Origin of the sequence: Lentzea sp. HUAS TT2, assembly GCF_051853195.1 — a bacterium.
Classification (GTDB): domain Bacteria; phylum Actinomycetota; class Actinomycetes; order Mycobacteriales; family Pseudonocardiaceae; genus Lentzea.
Genome location: NZ_CP196667.1, coordinates 6,017,241 through 6,032,191 on the forward strand (window position 1 = coordinate 6,017,241; position 14,951 = coordinate 6,032,191).

At 69.4% G+C, this 14,951-nt stretch carries 13 protein-coding genes and 1 riboswitch; of the genes, 5 read left to right on the plus strand and 8 right to left on the minus strand.

Going from position 1 to position 14,951, the window contains the following annotated elements:
- Window positions 1–25: 25 nt before the first annotated feature.
- On the minus strand, window positions 26–1,732 hold the full coding sequence (locus tag ACSHWB_RS29355; RefSeq protein ID WP_439656511.1) for a S8 family peptidase: 1,707 nt from the start codon (window positions 1,730–1,732) through the stop codon (window positions 26–28).
- Window positions 1,733–2,232: 500 nt separating this feature from the next.
- On the opposite strand from ACSHWB_RS29355, the gene ACSHWB_RS29360 reads away from it, so the two are divergent.
- Window positions 2,233–3,333 carry a S1 family peptidase gene (locus ACSHWB_RS29360; RefSeq protein ID WP_439656512.1) on the plus strand — a complete coding sequence of 367 codons (1,101 nt, stop codon included), beginning with the start codon at window positions 2,233–2,235 and terminating at the stop codon, window positions 3,331–3,333.
- Window positions 3,334–3,387: 54 nt separating this feature from the next.
- Here the strand turns inward: ACSHWB_RS29360 and ACSHWB_RS29365 are convergent, their stop codons facing one another.
- Window positions 3,388–3,885 (minus strand): GbsR/MarR family transcriptional regulator, encoded by a 498-nt coding sequence (locus tag ACSHWB_RS29365; protein ID WP_439656513.1) that lies wholly within the window; start codon window positions 3,883–3,885, stop codon window positions 3,388–3,390.
- An 83-nt stretch (window positions 3,886–3,968) separates the two neighbouring features.
- Here ACSHWB_RS29365 and ACSHWB_RS29370 point away from each other — a divergent pair, with 83 nt between their 5' ends.
- Window positions 3,969–4,856: an ATP-binding cassette domain-containing protein gene (locus ACSHWB_RS29370; protein WP_439656514.1), complete on the plus strand. Its 888-nt coding sequence runs from the start codon at window positions 3,969–3,971 to the stop codon at window positions 4,854–4,856.
- Window positions 4,853–6,436 (plus strand): ABC transporter permease, encoded by a 1,584-nt coding sequence (locus tag ACSHWB_RS29375; protein WP_439656515.1) that lies wholly within the window; start codon window positions 4,853–4,855, stop codon window positions 6,434–6,436. The genes ACSHWB_RS29370 and ACSHWB_RS29375 overlap by 4 nt, the downstream gene beginning before the upstream one ends.
- Here the strand turns inward: ACSHWB_RS29375 and ACSHWB_RS29380 are convergent.
- The 3 genes from ACSHWB_RS29380 to ACSHWB_RS29390 all read right to left on the minus strand — a co-directional run bounded on the left by ACSHWB_RS29380 (window position 6,366) and on the right by ACSHWB_RS29390 (window position 8,819).
- On the minus strand, window positions 6,366–7,526 hold the full coding sequence (locus ACSHWB_RS29380; protein ID WP_439656516.1) for an MFS transporter: 1,161 nt from the start codon (window positions 7,524–7,526) through the stop codon (window positions 6,366–6,368). The genes ACSHWB_RS29375 and ACSHWB_RS29380 overlap by 71 nt on opposite strands.
- 74 nt (window positions 7,527–7,600) lie before the next feature.
- Window positions 7,601–7,783, minus strand: a complete 183-nt coding sequence (locus tag ACSHWB_RS29385; protein ID WP_439656517.1) for a hypothetical protein — start codon at window positions 7,781–7,783, stop codon at window positions 7,601–7,603.
- Window positions 7,784–7,919: 136 nt separating this feature from the next.
- Window positions 7,920–8,819: a PAC2 family protein gene (locus tag ACSHWB_RS29390; RefSeq protein WP_439656518.1), complete on the minus strand. Its 900-nt coding sequence runs from the start codon at window positions 8,817–8,819 to the stop codon at window positions 7,920–7,922.
- Window positions 8,820–8,867: 48 nt separating this feature from the next.
- Here ACSHWB_RS29390 and metH point away from each other — a divergent pair, with 48 nt between their 5' ends.
- Complete coding sequence (gene metH / locus ACSHWB_RS29395) at window positions 8,868–12,416, plus strand: methionine synthase (protein WP_439656519.1); 3,549 nt, start codon at window positions 8,868–8,870, stop codon at window positions 12,414–12,416.
- Window positions 12,417–12,438: 22 nt separating this feature from the next.
- Window positions 12,439–13,065, plus strand: coding sequence for an HAD family hydrolase (locus ACSHWB_RS29400; RefSeq protein WP_439656520.1), 627 nt, complete (start codon window positions 12,439–12,441; stop codon window positions 13,063–13,065).
- Here the strand turns inward: ACSHWB_RS29400 and ACSHWB_RS29405 are convergent.
- The 3 genes from ACSHWB_RS29405 to ACSHWB_RS29415 form a co-directional block, all read right to left on the minus strand.
- Window positions 13,062–13,820 (minus strand): CbtA family protein, encoded by a 759-nt coding sequence (locus tag ACSHWB_RS29405; RefSeq protein ID WP_439656521.1) that lies wholly within the window; start codon window positions 13,818–13,820, stop codon window positions 13,062–13,064. The two genes, ACSHWB_RS29400 and ACSHWB_RS29405, sit on opposite strands and share 4 nt — an antisense overlap.
- 24 nt (window positions 13,821–13,844) lie before the next feature.
- Window positions 13,845–14,033, minus strand: coding sequence for a CbtB domain-containing protein (locus tag ACSHWB_RS29410; RefSeq protein WP_093588538.1), 189 nt, complete (start codon window positions 14,031–14,033; stop codon window positions 13,845–13,847).
- Between the two features lie 33 nt (window positions 14,034–14,066).
- Window positions 14,067–14,241: riboswitch (cobalamin riboswitch) on the minus strand.
- A 48-nt stretch (window positions 14,242–14,289) separates the two neighbouring features.
- On the minus strand, window positions 14,290–14,940 hold the full coding sequence (locus ACSHWB_RS29415; protein WP_439656522.1) for a (2Fe-2S)-binding protein: 651 nt from the start codon (window positions 14,938–14,940) through the stop codon (window positions 14,290–14,292).
- Between the last annotated feature and the right edge of the window lie 11 nt (window positions 14,941–14,951).

A 14,951-nucleotide genomic window follows, 5' to 3' on the forward strand; every position in this document is an offset into this window, starting at 1 on the left:
TCGTTCAGCGGTCCAACTGGTCTGCTCAGACGTCGAGCGTCCAGTTGTTCAACGTGCCGGTGTCCAGGAACGCCGCGTCGCGCACGCGCAGCGTCCAGGTGCCGTTGGCAGCCTCACCAGAGAGGTTCTTGGTGTAGGTCTCGTTGATGTTGTCGGCCGAGCCGCCGGTGCGGTTGTGCAGGTTGACGACCGTGCCGTCGGGCGCGACCAGGTCGACCACGAGGTCGCCCTTGTAGGTGTGGGTGATCGAGACCTTGATCGTCGCGGTGGCCGACGCGTTGCCCGCGCAGCCGGAGACGACGATCGTGCTGTTCACCGTGGACAGGTCCGGGATCGCGACCGGGGTCGAGTTGGTCTTGGCGTCACAGCTGCCGCCGACCGCGTTGACGACCCACGAGAACGTCGCCGTGGCGGTCTTGGCCGCGGCGTCGGTCACCGTGGCGGTGACGGTCGAGGTGCCCGCCGTGGTCGGGGTGCCGGAGATCGCGCCGGAGGCGGACGCCGACAGACCGGCCGGGAGGCCGCTCACGGACCAGGTGTACGGCGCGGTGCCGCCCGAGGCCGAGAGCTGCAACGACGCCGCGGTGCCGACCGTGGAGGTCTGCGTGCCGGGGTTCGTCACCGAGGGGTTGCCCGGCTGGCCGCCGCCGAACAGGGTGTAGAGCAGCTTGTTCGGCGTGTTGGCGCCGACGTTGGTGATCTTGTTGGGCGTGGAGGCGGCGTTCAGGCCGTCCCACACCGCGGCCGGGCTGTCGGTCGGGTGCGTGGCGAGCCACAGGGCTGCCGCGCCCGCGACGTGCGGGGTGGCCATCGACGTGCCGGAGATGTTGTTCGTCGCGGTGTCGTTGGTGTTCCACGACGACACGATGTTCTGACCCGGCGCGTAGATGTCCGTGCAGGAGCCGTAGTTCGAGAACGAGGCGCGCGCGTCGGTGTTGGTCGACGCGTTGACCGTGATGGCCTCGGTGACACGTGCAGGCGAGGTGCTGCAGGCGTCGGTGTTCGAGTTGCCGGAGGCGATGGCGTAGGTGATGCCGGCCGCGATGGAACGGCGCACGGCCGCGTCCAGGGTGGCGTCGGCGCCGCCGCCGAGCGACATGTTGGCGACAGCGGGCTTGACCGCGTTCGCCGTCACCCAGTCGATACCGCCGACGACACCGGCGGTGGTGCCGGAGCCGGAGCAGTTCAGCACCTTGACGGCGACGACCTTGGCGGCCTTCGCGAGGCCGTACTCCGAGCCGGCGATGGTGCCGCCGACGTGCGTGCCGTGGCCGTTGCAGTCGGTGTTGTTGCCGTCACCGGAGGTGTTGGTGCCCCACGTCGCGCGGCCACCGAACGTGGAGTGCGTCGTGCGCACACCCGTGTCGATGACGTACGCCGTCACGTTGGACGCCGTGGTGTCGTACTGGTAGCTGTTGCTCAGCGGCAGGTCGCGCTGGTCAACGCGGTCCAGACCCCACGACGGCGGGTTCTGCTGGACGTCGAGCAGGTGCACCTCGGCGTCCTGCTGCACGTACGCGACCTTCGGGTCCGCGGCGAGCCTGGCGGCCTGCTTGGCCGTCATCTTCACCGAGAAGCCGTTGAGCGCGTGCTGCCAGACCTGGCCGACCTGGCCGCCGTACTTGCTCGCCAAGCCCGGTGCGGCGGCCCTCGACGCCGAATCGGCCTTGAGCGAGACGATGTAGCTGTCCTTCACGACGTCGGCGCGGTCGGCGCCGAGAATCGTCCCCACGTTTTCTTGAGCAGACGCGGCCGGAACCACAGCGGCTGCCAGACACATGGCGGCAGCGGCTGTGAGTCCCGCACTCAAGACTCTTCGCATGGCAGGGTTCTCCCTCGTGCAGGGAACAGGGTGCTCAGCACGCTAGCCCTAAACCGCAGGTCAGAGGGATACGCCGTCGAGTGCGAACTGTTGACAGATTTGACATTTCGTGTCAAAGCCAATGGTTGCTCTGCGTCACGTAAATAGGCTGAGAGAACGCATTTGGTTTCCCTATATCAACCCGAACGCCGCGAGGTCCACCCGTCGATCGACCCTACCGTCCGGTAGGCATGCCGAAGTAGCGTCACCCAGACGGAGGAACGAACTGATCGGGCAGTTCGCCGCCTGGGGACGCCATTCATCCGGTGTCGTACGGGCTGTGTTGCAGCACAGCTGATCTCCTCATCGCGGTTGCCCGGTCCGGCGTTACACCGGCCCTGCACAAAACCGAAGATCAAGGAGAAGTGCCTATGAAGCGCATGGCTGTCGCGGCTGTGGCCGTTCTGACGGGTGCACTCGCGACGACGGTCTCCCCTGCCGCCGTCGCCGCACCGCAACCGTCAGCGGACCTGCTCGCCGCGATGCAGCGCGACCTCGGCCTGGACGCCACGCAGGCGGCGGAGAGGCTGCGCCAGGAGAGCGCGGCCGCGGTCCTGCAGCGGGTCGCCGAAGGGTTCGCCGGCGAGAGCTTCGGTGGCGCGTGGTTCGACGCGGCCACCGGCAAGCTCGTCGTGGGCGTGACCGACGCGGCCAAGACCGACCGGCTCCGCAAGCTCGGCGCGGAGCCCCGCACGGTCGCGCACAAGGCCAGCGACCTCGACGCGGCCAAGGCGAAGCTCGACGCCTCGCCGGCCCCCGCCGAGGTCACCGGCTGGTACGTCGACACGAAGGCGAACGCGGTCACGATCACCGTCAAGCGCGGCCAGACGCAGGCCGCGTCGGCGCTGGTGGAGAAGGCGGGCACGGTCGCGAAGGTCGTCGAGACCGACGAGGCCCCGCGGTTGTTCAAGGACACCCGCGGTGGCGACGCCTACTACATCAACAACGCCGGACGCTGCTCCGTCGGCTTCGCGGTCGAGGGCGGCTTCGTCTCCGCCGGGCACTGCGGGTCGCCCGGCGACACGGTGACCGGCGTCGACAAGACGGCGATGGGCGAGTTCGAGAAGTCGTCCTTCCCCGGTAACGACTACTCGTTCGTGAAGACCAACTCGTCCTGGACGTCCACGCCGAAGGTGAACCACTACGGCGGCGCCGACGTCGTCGTGTCCGGTAGCACCGAGTCCGCGGTCGGCGCCTCGATCTGCCGCTCCGGCTCGACCACGGGCTGGCACTGCGGCGAGGTCCAGGCCAAGAGCCAGACCGTGAACTACCAGGAGGGTTCGGTCAGCGGCCTCACGCGCACGAACGTGTGCGCGGAGCCCGGTGACTCGGGTGGCTCGTGGGTCAGCGGCACGCAGGCGCAGGGCGTCACCTCGGGTGGCTCCGGCGACTGCACCAGCGGCGGCACGACCTACTACCAGCCGGTCAACGAGATCCTCGAGACGTACGGCCTGACGCTCACCACGGGCTGAGCCACGTGAAGGACGGGGGAGTCTCCATCACTGGAGGCTCCCCCGTTCGTGTGTTCAGCCCTGACGCTCTTCCAGCCACTTCTCGCGGTGCACCCGCCAGCGGTCCAGCATCGTGCCGAGCTCGCTGTGGGCGAACCGGAAGAACTCCCTGGTCTCGTCGAGCCGCGCGCCCGCGTCGGAGTCCACGCCGAGCGCCGCGACCCCCTCGCTGAGCACCTCGTCGATCATGACCAGCATCTGGTCCTTGCGGAACGTCGCCTCGAACCAGACGTTGTCGCGCATCCGGTAGACGTCGCGGCGCGATCCAGGCTCCCGCTCGCGGCTCACGATCTGGACCGTGGTCAGGTAGCGCACCGCGCCCGACACCGCCGCCGGGGAGATCTGCAGCAGGTCGGCGATCTCGGCCGCGGTGAGCCGTCCCGAGTCCGTCGTCAGCAGGGCCGCGAGGATGCGAGCCGGCATGCGCGGTACGCCGGTGTCCGCCAGAATCCCGCCGAACCGTTCGACGAACTGGCTCACCGCCTGCGTGTCACGCTCCGTAGTACTCGTCACGGCGGCATCATCCCCTTTCGTCAGTCGATCGGGCAAAATTTACACGCTTCACGAAGTTGTGAAAGAAGTGTAGCTTACCCGGCATGACATCTGCGATATCCGTGTCGGGCCTGGTGAAGACCTTCGGCCCGACGCGTGCGCTGGACGACCTGAACCTGGACGTCCAGACCGGTGAGGTGCACGGCTTCCTCGGCCCGAACGGTGCGGGCAAGTCGACCACGATCCGGGTTCTCCTCGGCCTGCTGCGGGCCGACTCCGGCACCGCGCGGCTGCTCGGCGGCGACCCGTGGAAGGACACCGCGGCGCTGCACCGCCGGCTCGCCTACGTCCCCGGCGACGTCAGCCTCTGGCCCAACCTGACCGGTGGCGAGGTCATCGACCTGCTCGGACGGCTCCGGGGCGGCCTGAACAAGGCACGCCGCGAGGAGCTCCTGGAGCGCTTCGAACTGGACCCGCGCAAGAAGGGCCGCACCTACTCCAAGGGCAACCGGCAGAAGGTCGCGCTGGTCGCCGCCCTGTCGAGCGACGTGGAGCTGCTGATCCTCGACGAGCCGACCTCGGGCCTCGACCCGTTGATGGAGGCCGTCTTCCAGGACTGCATCAACGAGGAACGCGAGCGCGGCCGCACCGTGCTGCTCTCCAGCCACATCCTCGCCGAGGCCGAGGCGCTGTGCGACCGGGTGAGCATCATCCGCAACGGCCACATCGTCGAGACCGGCACGCTCGCCGACATGCGGCACCTGACCCGCACGTCGATCTCCGCGGAGCTCGCGGGGCCGCCGAACGGACTGACGTCGATGGCCGGCGTGCACGACCTCGTGGCCGAGGGCAACCGCGTCCGGTTCGAGGTCGACTCGGACAAGCTCGACGTCGTGCTCAAGCAGCTCGTGTCCACCGGCGTGCGGACGCTGACCTCGCAGCCGCCCACGCTGGAAGAGCTCTTCCTGCGCCACTACGAGGACGTGAAATGACCGGCACCTGGCAACTGGTCCGGCTGGCGCTGCGCCGCGACCGGATCCTGCTGCCCGTCTGGGTGCTCTTCCTGGTCGGCGTCACCTACTCGACGACGACCGCGCTCGAGGAGCTGTACAACACGCAGCAGTCGCGCGACCTGCTCGGCGCCACCGCGAACGCGAACTCCGCGTTCCTCGCGATGCTCGGCCCGCTGCACGACTGGTCGTCGCTCGGCGGCCTGGTGGTGTGGCGCTGGGGCGTCTTCTCCGGCCTGTTCATCGCGATCATGGCCATGCTGGTCGTCACCCGGCACACGCGCGCGGAAGAAGAGGCCGGCCGTACCGAGCTCATCGCCGCCACGGTGGTCGGACGGCATGCGCCGCTCGCCGCCGCCGTGATCGTCGCGGGCGGAACGAGCCTGCTGATCGGTGTGCTGCAGGCGTTCGCGCTGCTCGGCAAGGGACTGGACGCGCCGGGCTCGTTCGCGTTCGGCCTGTCCACGGCGAGCGTCGGGCTGGTGTTCACCGGCGTCAGCGCGTTCACCGCGCAGCTCTCGGAGAACTCGCGCGTGTCCAACGCGATCGCGGGCGGGTTCCTCGGCGTCACCTACCTGCTGCGCGCGGCGGGCGACGCGGCGGGGGCGTCGGGGCCGCAGTGGCTGACCTGGTTCTCGCCGATCGGCTGGGCCGAGCAGGTGCGCTCGTTCGGCGACGACCGGTACTGGGTGCTGCTGCTCCCGCTGGCGACGTTCGTCCTGCTCGGGGGCGTGTCGGCGTACGTCGTGACGCGTCGCGACGTGGGGCTCGGCCTGCTCCCGGCCCGGCTCGGCCCACCGCACAGCACGATCAGCACGCCGTTCGGTCTCGCGTGGCGGTTGCAGAAGGGCTCACTGATCGGCTGGTCCGTCGCGCTGTTCGCGGTGGGCGTGATCTACGGCAGCGTCGCCCAGGCCGTCGGGCAGATGGTGCAGGACAACCCGACGCTCGGGCAGATCGTCAGCAAGATCGGCGGCGCCGACGCGATGGTGGACGCCTTCTTCGCCACCGTCACGCAGCTGCTGGGCCTGATCACCTCGATCTACCTGGTGCAGGCGATCCTGCGGCTGCGGTCGGAGGAGACCTCGTTCCGCGCGGAACCGATCCTCGCCACCCCGGTCTCGCGCTGGGGCTGGGTCGCATCGCACGCGGTGTTCGCCCTGGTGGGCGGCGCGGTCGTGCTGGCGGCGTCCGGTCTGGGCCTCGGCCTGGTCTACGGCCTGCAGATCGACGACGTGGGCACGGTCCTGCCGCGGATGCTCGGCGCGGCACTGGCGCAGCTCCCGGCCGCCTGGGTGATCGCGGGCGTGGCGCTGGTCCTGTTCGGACTGTTCCCGCAGCTCACCGGTGTGAGCTGGGCCGTGGTCTCGGTGTCGCTGGTGATCACGCTGCTCGGCCCCGCCCTGCAGCTCGACCAGTGGGTCATCGACGTCTCGCCGTTCACGCACGTGCCGAAGTACCCGGACATCACCTTCGGGCCGCTGGCGACGCTCACCGCGGTGGCGGTGGTGCTGCTGCTCGCGGGGTTCGCCGGGTTCCGGCGCCGCGACGTGACAACGTGACGATCGCGGGGATCGTGATCAGCAGGCCCGCCGGGACGAGGAACCCCAGCAGCGGATGGGCCTGGTAGAGCGGGACGAACGCCAGCGGGGCCGCGGCCGCGCCCATGAAGCGCAGTGACTGCACGACACTGACGCTGCCGCCCCTGTTGGCGTTGTCGCTCTGCAACACCAACGCGTTGATGCTCACCAACACGCCCTGAGCTGCCGCACCGGTCAGCGCCCACGCGAGGACCACGATGGCGGCCAGCGGCGCGGTGCCGACCGCCGCGACGAGGCCGGCACCGAGCGTCGCGCCGATGATCGCGGTGGTCGCGGCACCGAACCGGTCGATCGCCTTGCCGACGAACCGCGCGGTGACGAAGCCGACGATGCCGAACCCCGTGAGCAGCACACCGCGTTCGCCCGCGCTGAGCCCGAAGACGTCGTCGAGCCGGAACGCCACCAGGAACGACAACCCGCCCAGGCAGCCCCAGCCGATGAAACCGACGAGCGCCGGCCACAGCGTGCTCGGCACGAAAGCACTGCGCAGGCTCGCGTTGCGCTCCGGTTCCGCGTCCGTCTGCGGCACACCCAGGATCGCGAGCCCGACGGCCACCACGGCGATCACGACGAACGCCAGCCGCCAGTCGATTTCGGCGGTGAGCCCGCCGACGAGCGGCGCGGACGTCTGCCCCGCGGCCTGCATCGAGCCGAACAGCCCCAGCGCGCGGCCGAGCTTCTCCTTCGGCGTCGAGGCGGCGATCACGGCCAGCAGCACCGGTGTCGTGAACGAGTTCGCCGCGCCCTGCAACGCGCGGGAGGCCAGCAGGACCTCGAACGTCCAGGAGGAGGCCGCCAGCAGGGACGTCAGCGCGTAGGCGACGTAGGCGATCCGGACCGTCCGTTGTGGACCCCAGCGTTGCGCGAGCGTGCCGGAGGCCAGCATCAGCACGGCGAACGGCACGAGGTAGTACGTCAGCGTCGCCGCGGCCGACCCCGCCGAGCGGCCGAAGCTGTCGCCGATCTCGGGCAGGATCGAGGTCGTCACGGCGCCGCCGAACGGCCCGATCAATGCGCCCGCGTACAGCCCGGCGCGTGCCAACCGTCCCAACGGGCACCTCCGCCGCCCACCCTATTGCGGCAGGCGGCGGAGGGCGCCGAAAAGTGGTTGTTGTCGCTAACTTTCTATCCGTGCAGCCCGTTCGTGACCTTCTGGAACGACTCCCTGACGTCGCTCACGGTCGTGTGAGGACCGTTCTCCCCGAGGGAGTCGACGGGGGAGAGGGGAGCTGCACTGGCGGGGGACACGGCCAACAGCACGCCGCCACCAGCAGCAAGGCCGACCACGATCTTGCGCACGAGAGACACGGGTGGTTCCTGTCTGAAGAAGGATCTTGTATCCATTCCTCGGCGCCTGGAATCCCCGGCTCGATCACTCGGAAGCGTGAAAAAGCCGTCCCGGTCCAAATGACCGAGACGGCTCCTGACCTGCGTGAAGGTGGCGCTAGCGGGGACCGGTCGACGGCCAGCCGGGACCACGCCCGCGGCGGCGCAGGTAGCGCTCGAACTCCGCGGCGATGTCGTCACCCGAGGCTTCGGTGATCTGCATGGCCGCGTCGCCGCGCTCCTCCAGGGCGCGCACGTAGTTGCGCACGTCCTCGTCCTCGTCGGCCATCTCGGTGACCGTGCGCTCCCACTCCTCCGCCTGCTCCGGCAGCGCGCCGAGCGGGACCTCGATGTCGAGGACCTCCTCGACCCGGTGCAGCAGGGCCAGCGTGGCCTTGGGGGAGGGCGGCTGCGAGACGTAGTGCGGCACAGCGGCCCAGAACGAGATCGCCGGGATGCCCGCCTGCACGCACGCGTCCTGGAACACGCCGACGATGCCGGTCGGGCCCTCGTACTTCGAGTGCTCCAGGCCGAACTTCTCGGCGGCGTCCGCGTCGTAGGCCGTGCCGGTGACCGGGACCGGGCGGGTGTGGGGCGTGTCCATCAGCAGCGCGCCCAGCGTCACCACCGTCGTCACCCCGAGAGCGTCGATGTGGCCCAGCAGCTCGGCGGCGAACTTGCGCCACCGCATGTTCGGCTCGATGCCGTGCACGAGGATCACGTCCACGTCCGAGCCGGGGGGCCTGCACACCGACAGCCGCGTCGTGGGCCAGTCGACCCTGCGGGTCACGCCGTCCACCAGGCGGACGCTGGGGCGCGTCACCTGGAAGTCGTAGTAGTCGTCCGGGTCGATCTCGGCGAGCGGCGTGGCGTCCCAGGTGAGTTGGAGGTGCTCGATCGCGGTGCTGGCTGCGTCTCCGGCGTCGTTCCACCCTTCGAACGCACAGACCATGATCGGAGCCGTGAGCGGGATGCGCGGGTTCGAGGGGGTCGGGGATTCCTGGGACGGATCGTTCACGGCGCCAGACTACGGCCTCCCCCATCCAACTCATCGTAGGCTTGGCCCATGCGTGATCGCGGAGCGTCGCCATTGCTGGAAGCGCTGGTGAACCGGGTCGTTGTCGCAGACGGCGCCATGGGCACCATGCTCCAGGCCGTTGACCTCTCCCTCGACGATTTCAACGGTCTCGAGGGCTGCAACGAGATCCTGAACGTCACCCGCCCGGACGTCGTGAAGGCCGTGCACCGCGGGTATCTCGAAGCCGGGTGCGACGCCGTCGAGACGAACACGTTCGGCGCGAACCTCGCGAACCTGGCCGAGTACGACATTCCGGACCAGATGTTCCACCTCTCCGAACGCGGTGCGACACTGGCGCGGGAGGTCGCGGACGAGTTCGGCACCTCCGGTCAGCCCCGGTTCGTGCTCGGCTCGGTCGGTCCCGGCACGAAGCTGCCCACACTCGGCCACGCTCCTTATGCGACGTTGCGCGACGCGTACCAGGAGCAGTGCAAGGGTCTGCTCGTCGGCGGTGTGGACGCGGTCATCGTCGAGACCTCGCAGGACCTGCTGCAGACCAAGGCGTCCATCGTCGGCGCCAAGCGCGCGATGACCGCGGAGGGCCGGTACGTCCCGATCATCGCCCAGGTGACCGTCGAGACGACGGGCACGATGCTGCTCGGCTCGGAGATCGGCGCCGCGCTGACCGCGCTGGAGCCGCTGGGCATCGACCTCATCGGACTCAACTGCGCCACCGGCCCCGCCGAGATGAGCGAGCACCTGCGCACGTTGTCCAAGCACGCCCGCGTCCCGCTCTCGGTGATGCCGAACGCCGGCCTGCCCGAACTGGGCCCGCACGGCGCGGTCTACCCGCTGGGGCCGGAGGAGCTCGCAGAGGCGCTCTCCGGGTTCGTGCGCGAGTTCGGCACGCGGCTCGTCGGCGGTTGCTGCGGCACGACTTCCGAGCACCTGCGGCAGGTGGCGCAGGCGGTGCGCGACCTGGCACCGGGGGATCGCCGGCCGCGTCCTGAGCCGGGAGTGTCCTCTCTGTACCAGGCCGTCCCGTTCACCCAGGACGCCTCGGTACTGATGATCGGCGAACGCACGAACGCCAACGGCTCCAAGGCGTTCCGCGAGGCGATGCTCGCCGAGAAGTGGAACGACTGCATCGAGATCGCCCGCGACCAGACGCGCGAGGGCGCCCACCTGATCGACCTCTGCATCGACTACGTGGGCCGTGACGGCGAGGCGGACATGCGCGCGCTGGCCTCCAGGCTGGCTACCGCGTCCACGTTGCCGATCATGCTCGACTCCACCGAACCCGGTGTGCTGCAGGCCGGTCTGGAGTGCCTCGGCGGCCGCTGCGCCGTCAACTCGGTCAACTACGAGGACGGCGACGGCCCGGACTCGCGGTTCCAGAAGATCATGCGGCTCGTCTCCGAGCACGGCGCGGCGGTCGTGGCGCTGTGCATCGACGAGGAGGGCCAGGCCCGCACGGCCGAGTGGAAGGTCCGCGTCGCCACCCGGCTGATCGAGGACCTGACGGCGAACTGGGGCATGCGCGTCGGCGACATCATCGTCGACTGCCTGACGTTCCCGATCTCCACCGGCCAGGAGGAGGTCCGCCGCGACGCCGTCGAGACGATCGAGGCGATCCGCGAGCTCAAGCGCCGTTTTCCGGACGTGCAGACGACTCTGGGGCTGTCGAACGTCTCCTTCGGACTGAACCCGGCTGCGCGCCAGGTGCTGAACTCCGTGTTCCTGCACGAATGCGTGCAGGCGGGTCTCGACACGGCGATCGTGCACGCGTCCAAGATCGTGCCGATGGCGCGCATCCCGGACGAGCACCGCGCGGTGGCGCTGGACCTGGTCTACGACCGCCGCCGCGAGGGGTACGACCCGTTGCAGAGGCTCATGGAGCTGTTCGAGGGCGTCACCACGAAGTCGAACTCCGCGACGCGGGCCCAGGAACTGGCCGCGCTGCCGTTGTTCGAGAGGTTGCAGCGCCGGATCGTCGACGGTGAGCGCAATGGTCTGGAAGCCGACCTGGACCTCGCCCTGGACGAGCGGCCGGCGTTGCAGATCATCAACGACACGTTGCTGGCGGGCATGAAGACCGTCGGCGAGCTCTTCGGCTCCGGCCAGATGCAGCTGCCGTTCGTGCTGCAGTCCGCCGAGGTCATGAAGACCGCCGTCGCGCACCTCGAACCGCACATGGAACGGTCCGAGGACGACGCTGCCGGTGGCAAAGGCCGGATCGTGCTCGCCACCGTGAAGGGCGACGTCCACGACATCGGCAAGAACCTCGTGGACATCATCCTGTCCAACAACGGCTACGAGATCGTGAACATCGGCATCAAACAGCCGATCAACACCATCCTGGAGGCCGCCGAGGAACACCGCGCGGACGCGATCGGCATGTCCGGCCTGCTGGTCAAGTCGACCGTGATCATGAAGGAGAACCTCGAGGAGATGAACTCCCGGGGTGTGGCCGCGCGGTGGCCGGTGCTGCTGGGCGGCGCGGCGCTGACGCGCGCGTACGTCGAGAACGACCTGACGGAGATGTACTTCGGCGACGTCCGCTACGCGCGGGACGCCTTCGAGGGGCTGCGGCTGATGGACGCGATCATGGCGGCCAAGCGCGGCGAGGCTCCACTCCTGGACGAGGAGATGCGGGCGAAGGCCGCGGAACGCAAGGCCCGGCGCGAACGGTCGCTGCGCATCGCCGCGGCCCGCAAAGCCGTTGCGGTGGAAGAGGAAGTCGTGACCGGCCGCTCGGACGTGGCCGTGGACAACCCGATCCCGGCGCCGCCGTTCTGGGGCAGCCGGGTCGTGAAGGGCATTCCGGTCGCGGACTACAGCGCGCTGCTGGACGAGCGGGCGACGTTCATGGGCCAGTGGGGCTTGAAGGGCGCGCGTGGCGGCGGCCCCACGTATGAGGAACTGGTCGAGACCGAGGGCCGGCCGCGCCTGCGTCACTGGATGGAACGCCTTGCAATGGAAGGTGTTCTTGCCCACGCCGCCGTCGTCTACGGCTACTTCCCGTGCGTCTCCGAGGGCGACGATCTCGTGATCCTGGAGGAGCCCTCGGCGGACTCGCCCGAGCGCTTCCGGTTCACTTTTCCGCGCCAGAAAAGGGATCGGCGCCTGTGCCTCGCGGACTTCTGGCGTCCCCGCGAGTCCGGTGAGACCGACGTCATCGCGTTCCACCTCGTGACGATGGGCCAGCCGATCGCCGACCACGCGAACGAACTGTTCGGCAAGAACGCGTATCGTGAGTACCTGGAAGTCCACGGACTGGGGGTCCAGCTCACCGAGGCGCTGGCCGAGTACTGGCACAAGCGGGTCCGCGAGGAGCTCGTGTGGCCGACCGGCGGCAGCGTCGCCGCGGAGGACCCGGCCGCCGTCGAGGAGTACTTCAAGCTCGGCTACCGCGGCGCCCGTTACTCGTTCGGCTACGGCGCCTGCCCCGAGATGGAAGACCGCAGGCGCATCACCGAGCTGCTCGACCCGGCGCGCATCGGGGTCTCGCTGTCCGAGGAACTCCAGCTCCACCCGGAACAGTCCACCGACGCCTTCGTGGCGCACCATCCGGAGGCGAAGTACTTCAATGTCTGACCTGCACGCTGTTTTGTGGGACATGGACGGAACGCTGCTGGACTCCGAGAAGCTGTGGGACATCCCGCTCTACGAGTACGCGGAGAAGCTCGGCGGGGTGCTGTCGCTGGAGACCCGGGAGCGCATGGTCGGCAGCAACGTGCCCACCACGATGCGCCTCCTGTTCACCGACGTGGGCATCGAGCCCACCGAGGCCGACATGGCCGACGGCGCCGCGTGGATCTCACGCCGCACCGAGGAGGTCTTCCGCGCCGGCCTGCCGTGGCGTCCGGGCGCCCAGGAGGCGTTGCGTGCCGTGCGTGAATCGGGTGTGCCGATGGCTCTCGTGACGTCGACCGAGCGCTCGCTGACCGAGGTCGCGCTGGACACGATCGGGCGGGACCTGTTCGACGTCACCGTGTGCGGCGACGAGGTGGACGGGCTGAACAAGCCGCTGCCCGAGCCGTACCTGAAGGCCGCGCGGTCGCTGGGCGTCGACCCTGCGCGGTGCGTGGCGATCGAGGACTCGCCGACCGGTGTCGCGGCCGCTGTGGCCGCTGGGTGCACCGTGCTGGTCGTGCCGTGTGACGTGGAAGTGCCGACGGGGGAGCGGCGGGTGTTCCGCGACTCCCTCGTCGGCGTCGACCTGGACGTGCTGAAGGTGCTTTAGACCGAGGCCTCGGTCACGCGTGCCTTCGCCGTGCGCGTGGCCGGGTCGATCAGCAGGCCGAACACCACGCCGATGCCGACGTAGAGCGTGGCGAGCTGGGCGAGCGAGCTGAGGCGGAACTGCCACAGCACGTTCACCGGCATGTCCGCGGGGATCGTGTCCGGCGGCGCGGGGAACGCCAGCAGCACCACCGCGGCGGCCGCGGCCACCGCGAGCAGCACGGCCGTGGTCCGCACCGGCTGCGACTGCGCGCGCAGCTGCTCGGCGAGCCAGCTCGCGGCCCACACGATCACCAGACCGGCCACCACCACACCGAGGTAGAGCGCGGTCCGGTAGTTCACCGTCTCCGGGTCGCCCACGGCGGGCGGGTTGGCCGGGTACTTGAGCCACGGCAGCAGCGCCACGGCACCGAACACCGCGGCACCGAACGCGAGACTGCGGCTGAAGGGCGTGCTGCCGGTGAACCAGCGCTTCGACAGCGCGTAGGCGGTGGCGAACACCAGGCCCACCGCGATGCCGACGATCACCACGCCGAGCATGCCGCCCACGATCTGGGCGCCCCGGCTGACCAGCTCTTCCTCGCCGCCGTGCGTGTGGCCGGCCTCTTCACCGGCAGGTGCCCGAGCTTCTTCGACCGCGAGCGCGGCGCGAATCGGGATCTCGGTCACCAGGAGCTGCACGAGCGCGGAGGCGACACCGGCGATACCGCCGGCCGCGATTCCGCGCAGCGCAAGGGACTTGTACGTCGTCGTCATGCCTTCCCTGCCTGGGATCGGGGATCAGTGGCAGGGGACGCCGAGCGCGTGGCGCCCGTCGTGGAAGAACTCGTGCAGCAACTCGGAACCCGCGCCGAGCGCGAGGCCGTTCTCCTGCAGGACCAGGTAGGTGACGATCAGGCCGAGCACTGAGACGGCGAAGGCCCATTTGGGCACGCGGACGGCGGACAGGCTTGCTGCGGGGCTCGTCATGACGGGCTCCTCCATACCTCGTGGAAGGTCAACTCTCCTTGCGGCGCCGCAGCCGGTCTCCTGACTCCCGGATCAACGCTGCCCCCGCGTCTTCCCAGTCCCGGCGGGGACCAGTGACGTGCTCGGCGGGGATCGCTTCCCGGTCACAGTGGCGAGGACCGCGCCGGATTTGCACCGGCTTCCCGTCACTGCGGCGCGTGCACCGTAAGTTGAATGGCCCGTTAAGCACAACCGGCCATAAGAGTTGTTGCGTTCCTCACTTCACGAGTGGACAGTCACCACACTTCCCACCTGCGGCGACGCGGTAGTAGAGACAACACGACCGACGCCGGAACGTGACCTCGCCGGGAAAACTCAGGAATTCACCCGCCAGTTCGAACGGCGGTGCGCTCATGAGCCGTTCGCCGCGTTCTTCCGCTTCCTCGGCGGTGAGCATGCGTGCGCGGACAACCATTTTGAGGGCGCCCGCGACGTTCGACATCGCGTTGCCCCACAGCAGTCCGCGCGCCACCGGGGTGACCCCCTGGATCGCCTCCACCACCGGTTCGAGCGCCTCGGCGGCACTCGGGCCCAGTCGTGGCTGGTCGATGCGGACGCTCAGGCCGTTGGTGGGGTGGTGCTGCCACCAGAGGTTCTCCGGGCGGACGTCGATCGGGAGGTCCGCGGCCGTGAGAGGGCTGAGCAGCCGGGCCGTGTAGCTCAGGAAGAACAGGCTGGCCGCGACGCGTGGTTCCTCCGCTTTGTACCGGTTCGCGATGGCGTCGATCGTGTTCTTGAGCGCCGGACCTTCCAGCAACGCGGTTCCCGGCAGCCAGGAATCGTCGGGGCGGCCGACGTCGAGCGCGAAGAACGGGTTGATTCCGCGCACCCGGCGGAGGGCTTCGAGTACCTCGGCGAACTCAGACACGGAAGTTCACG

Bases quoted from the DNA above. Each gene is read 5' to 3' on its own strand.
- ACSHWB_RS29360 (WP_439656512.1), top strand. From the start codon at position 2,233: ATGAAGCGCATGGCTGTCGCGGCTGTGGCCGTTCTGACGGGTGCACTC.
- ACSHWB_RS29370 (WP_439656514.1), top strand. From the start codon at position 3,969: ATGACATCTGCGATATCCGTGTCGGGCCTGGTGAAGACCTTCGGCCCG.
- ACSHWB_RS29375 (WP_439656515.1), top strand. From the start codon at position 4,853: ATGACCGGCACCTGGCAACTGGTCCGGCTGGCGCTGCGCCGCGACCGG.
- metH (WP_439656519.1), top strand. From the start codon at position 8,868: ATGCGTGATCGCGGAGCGTCGCCATTGCTGGAAGCGCTGGTGAACCGG.
- ACSHWB_RS29400 (WP_439656520.1), top strand. From the start codon at position 12,439: ATGGACGGAACGCTGCTGGACTCCGAGAAGCTGTGGGACATCCCGCTC.
- ACSHWB_RS29405 (WP_439656521.1), bottom strand. From the start codon at position 13,820: ATGACGACGACGTACAAGTCCCTTGCGCTGCGCGGAATCGCGGCCGGC.
- ACSHWB_RS29410 (WP_093588538.1), bottom strand. From the start codon at position 14,033: ATGACGAGCCCCGCAGCAAGCCTGTCCGCCGTCCGCGTGCCCAAATGG.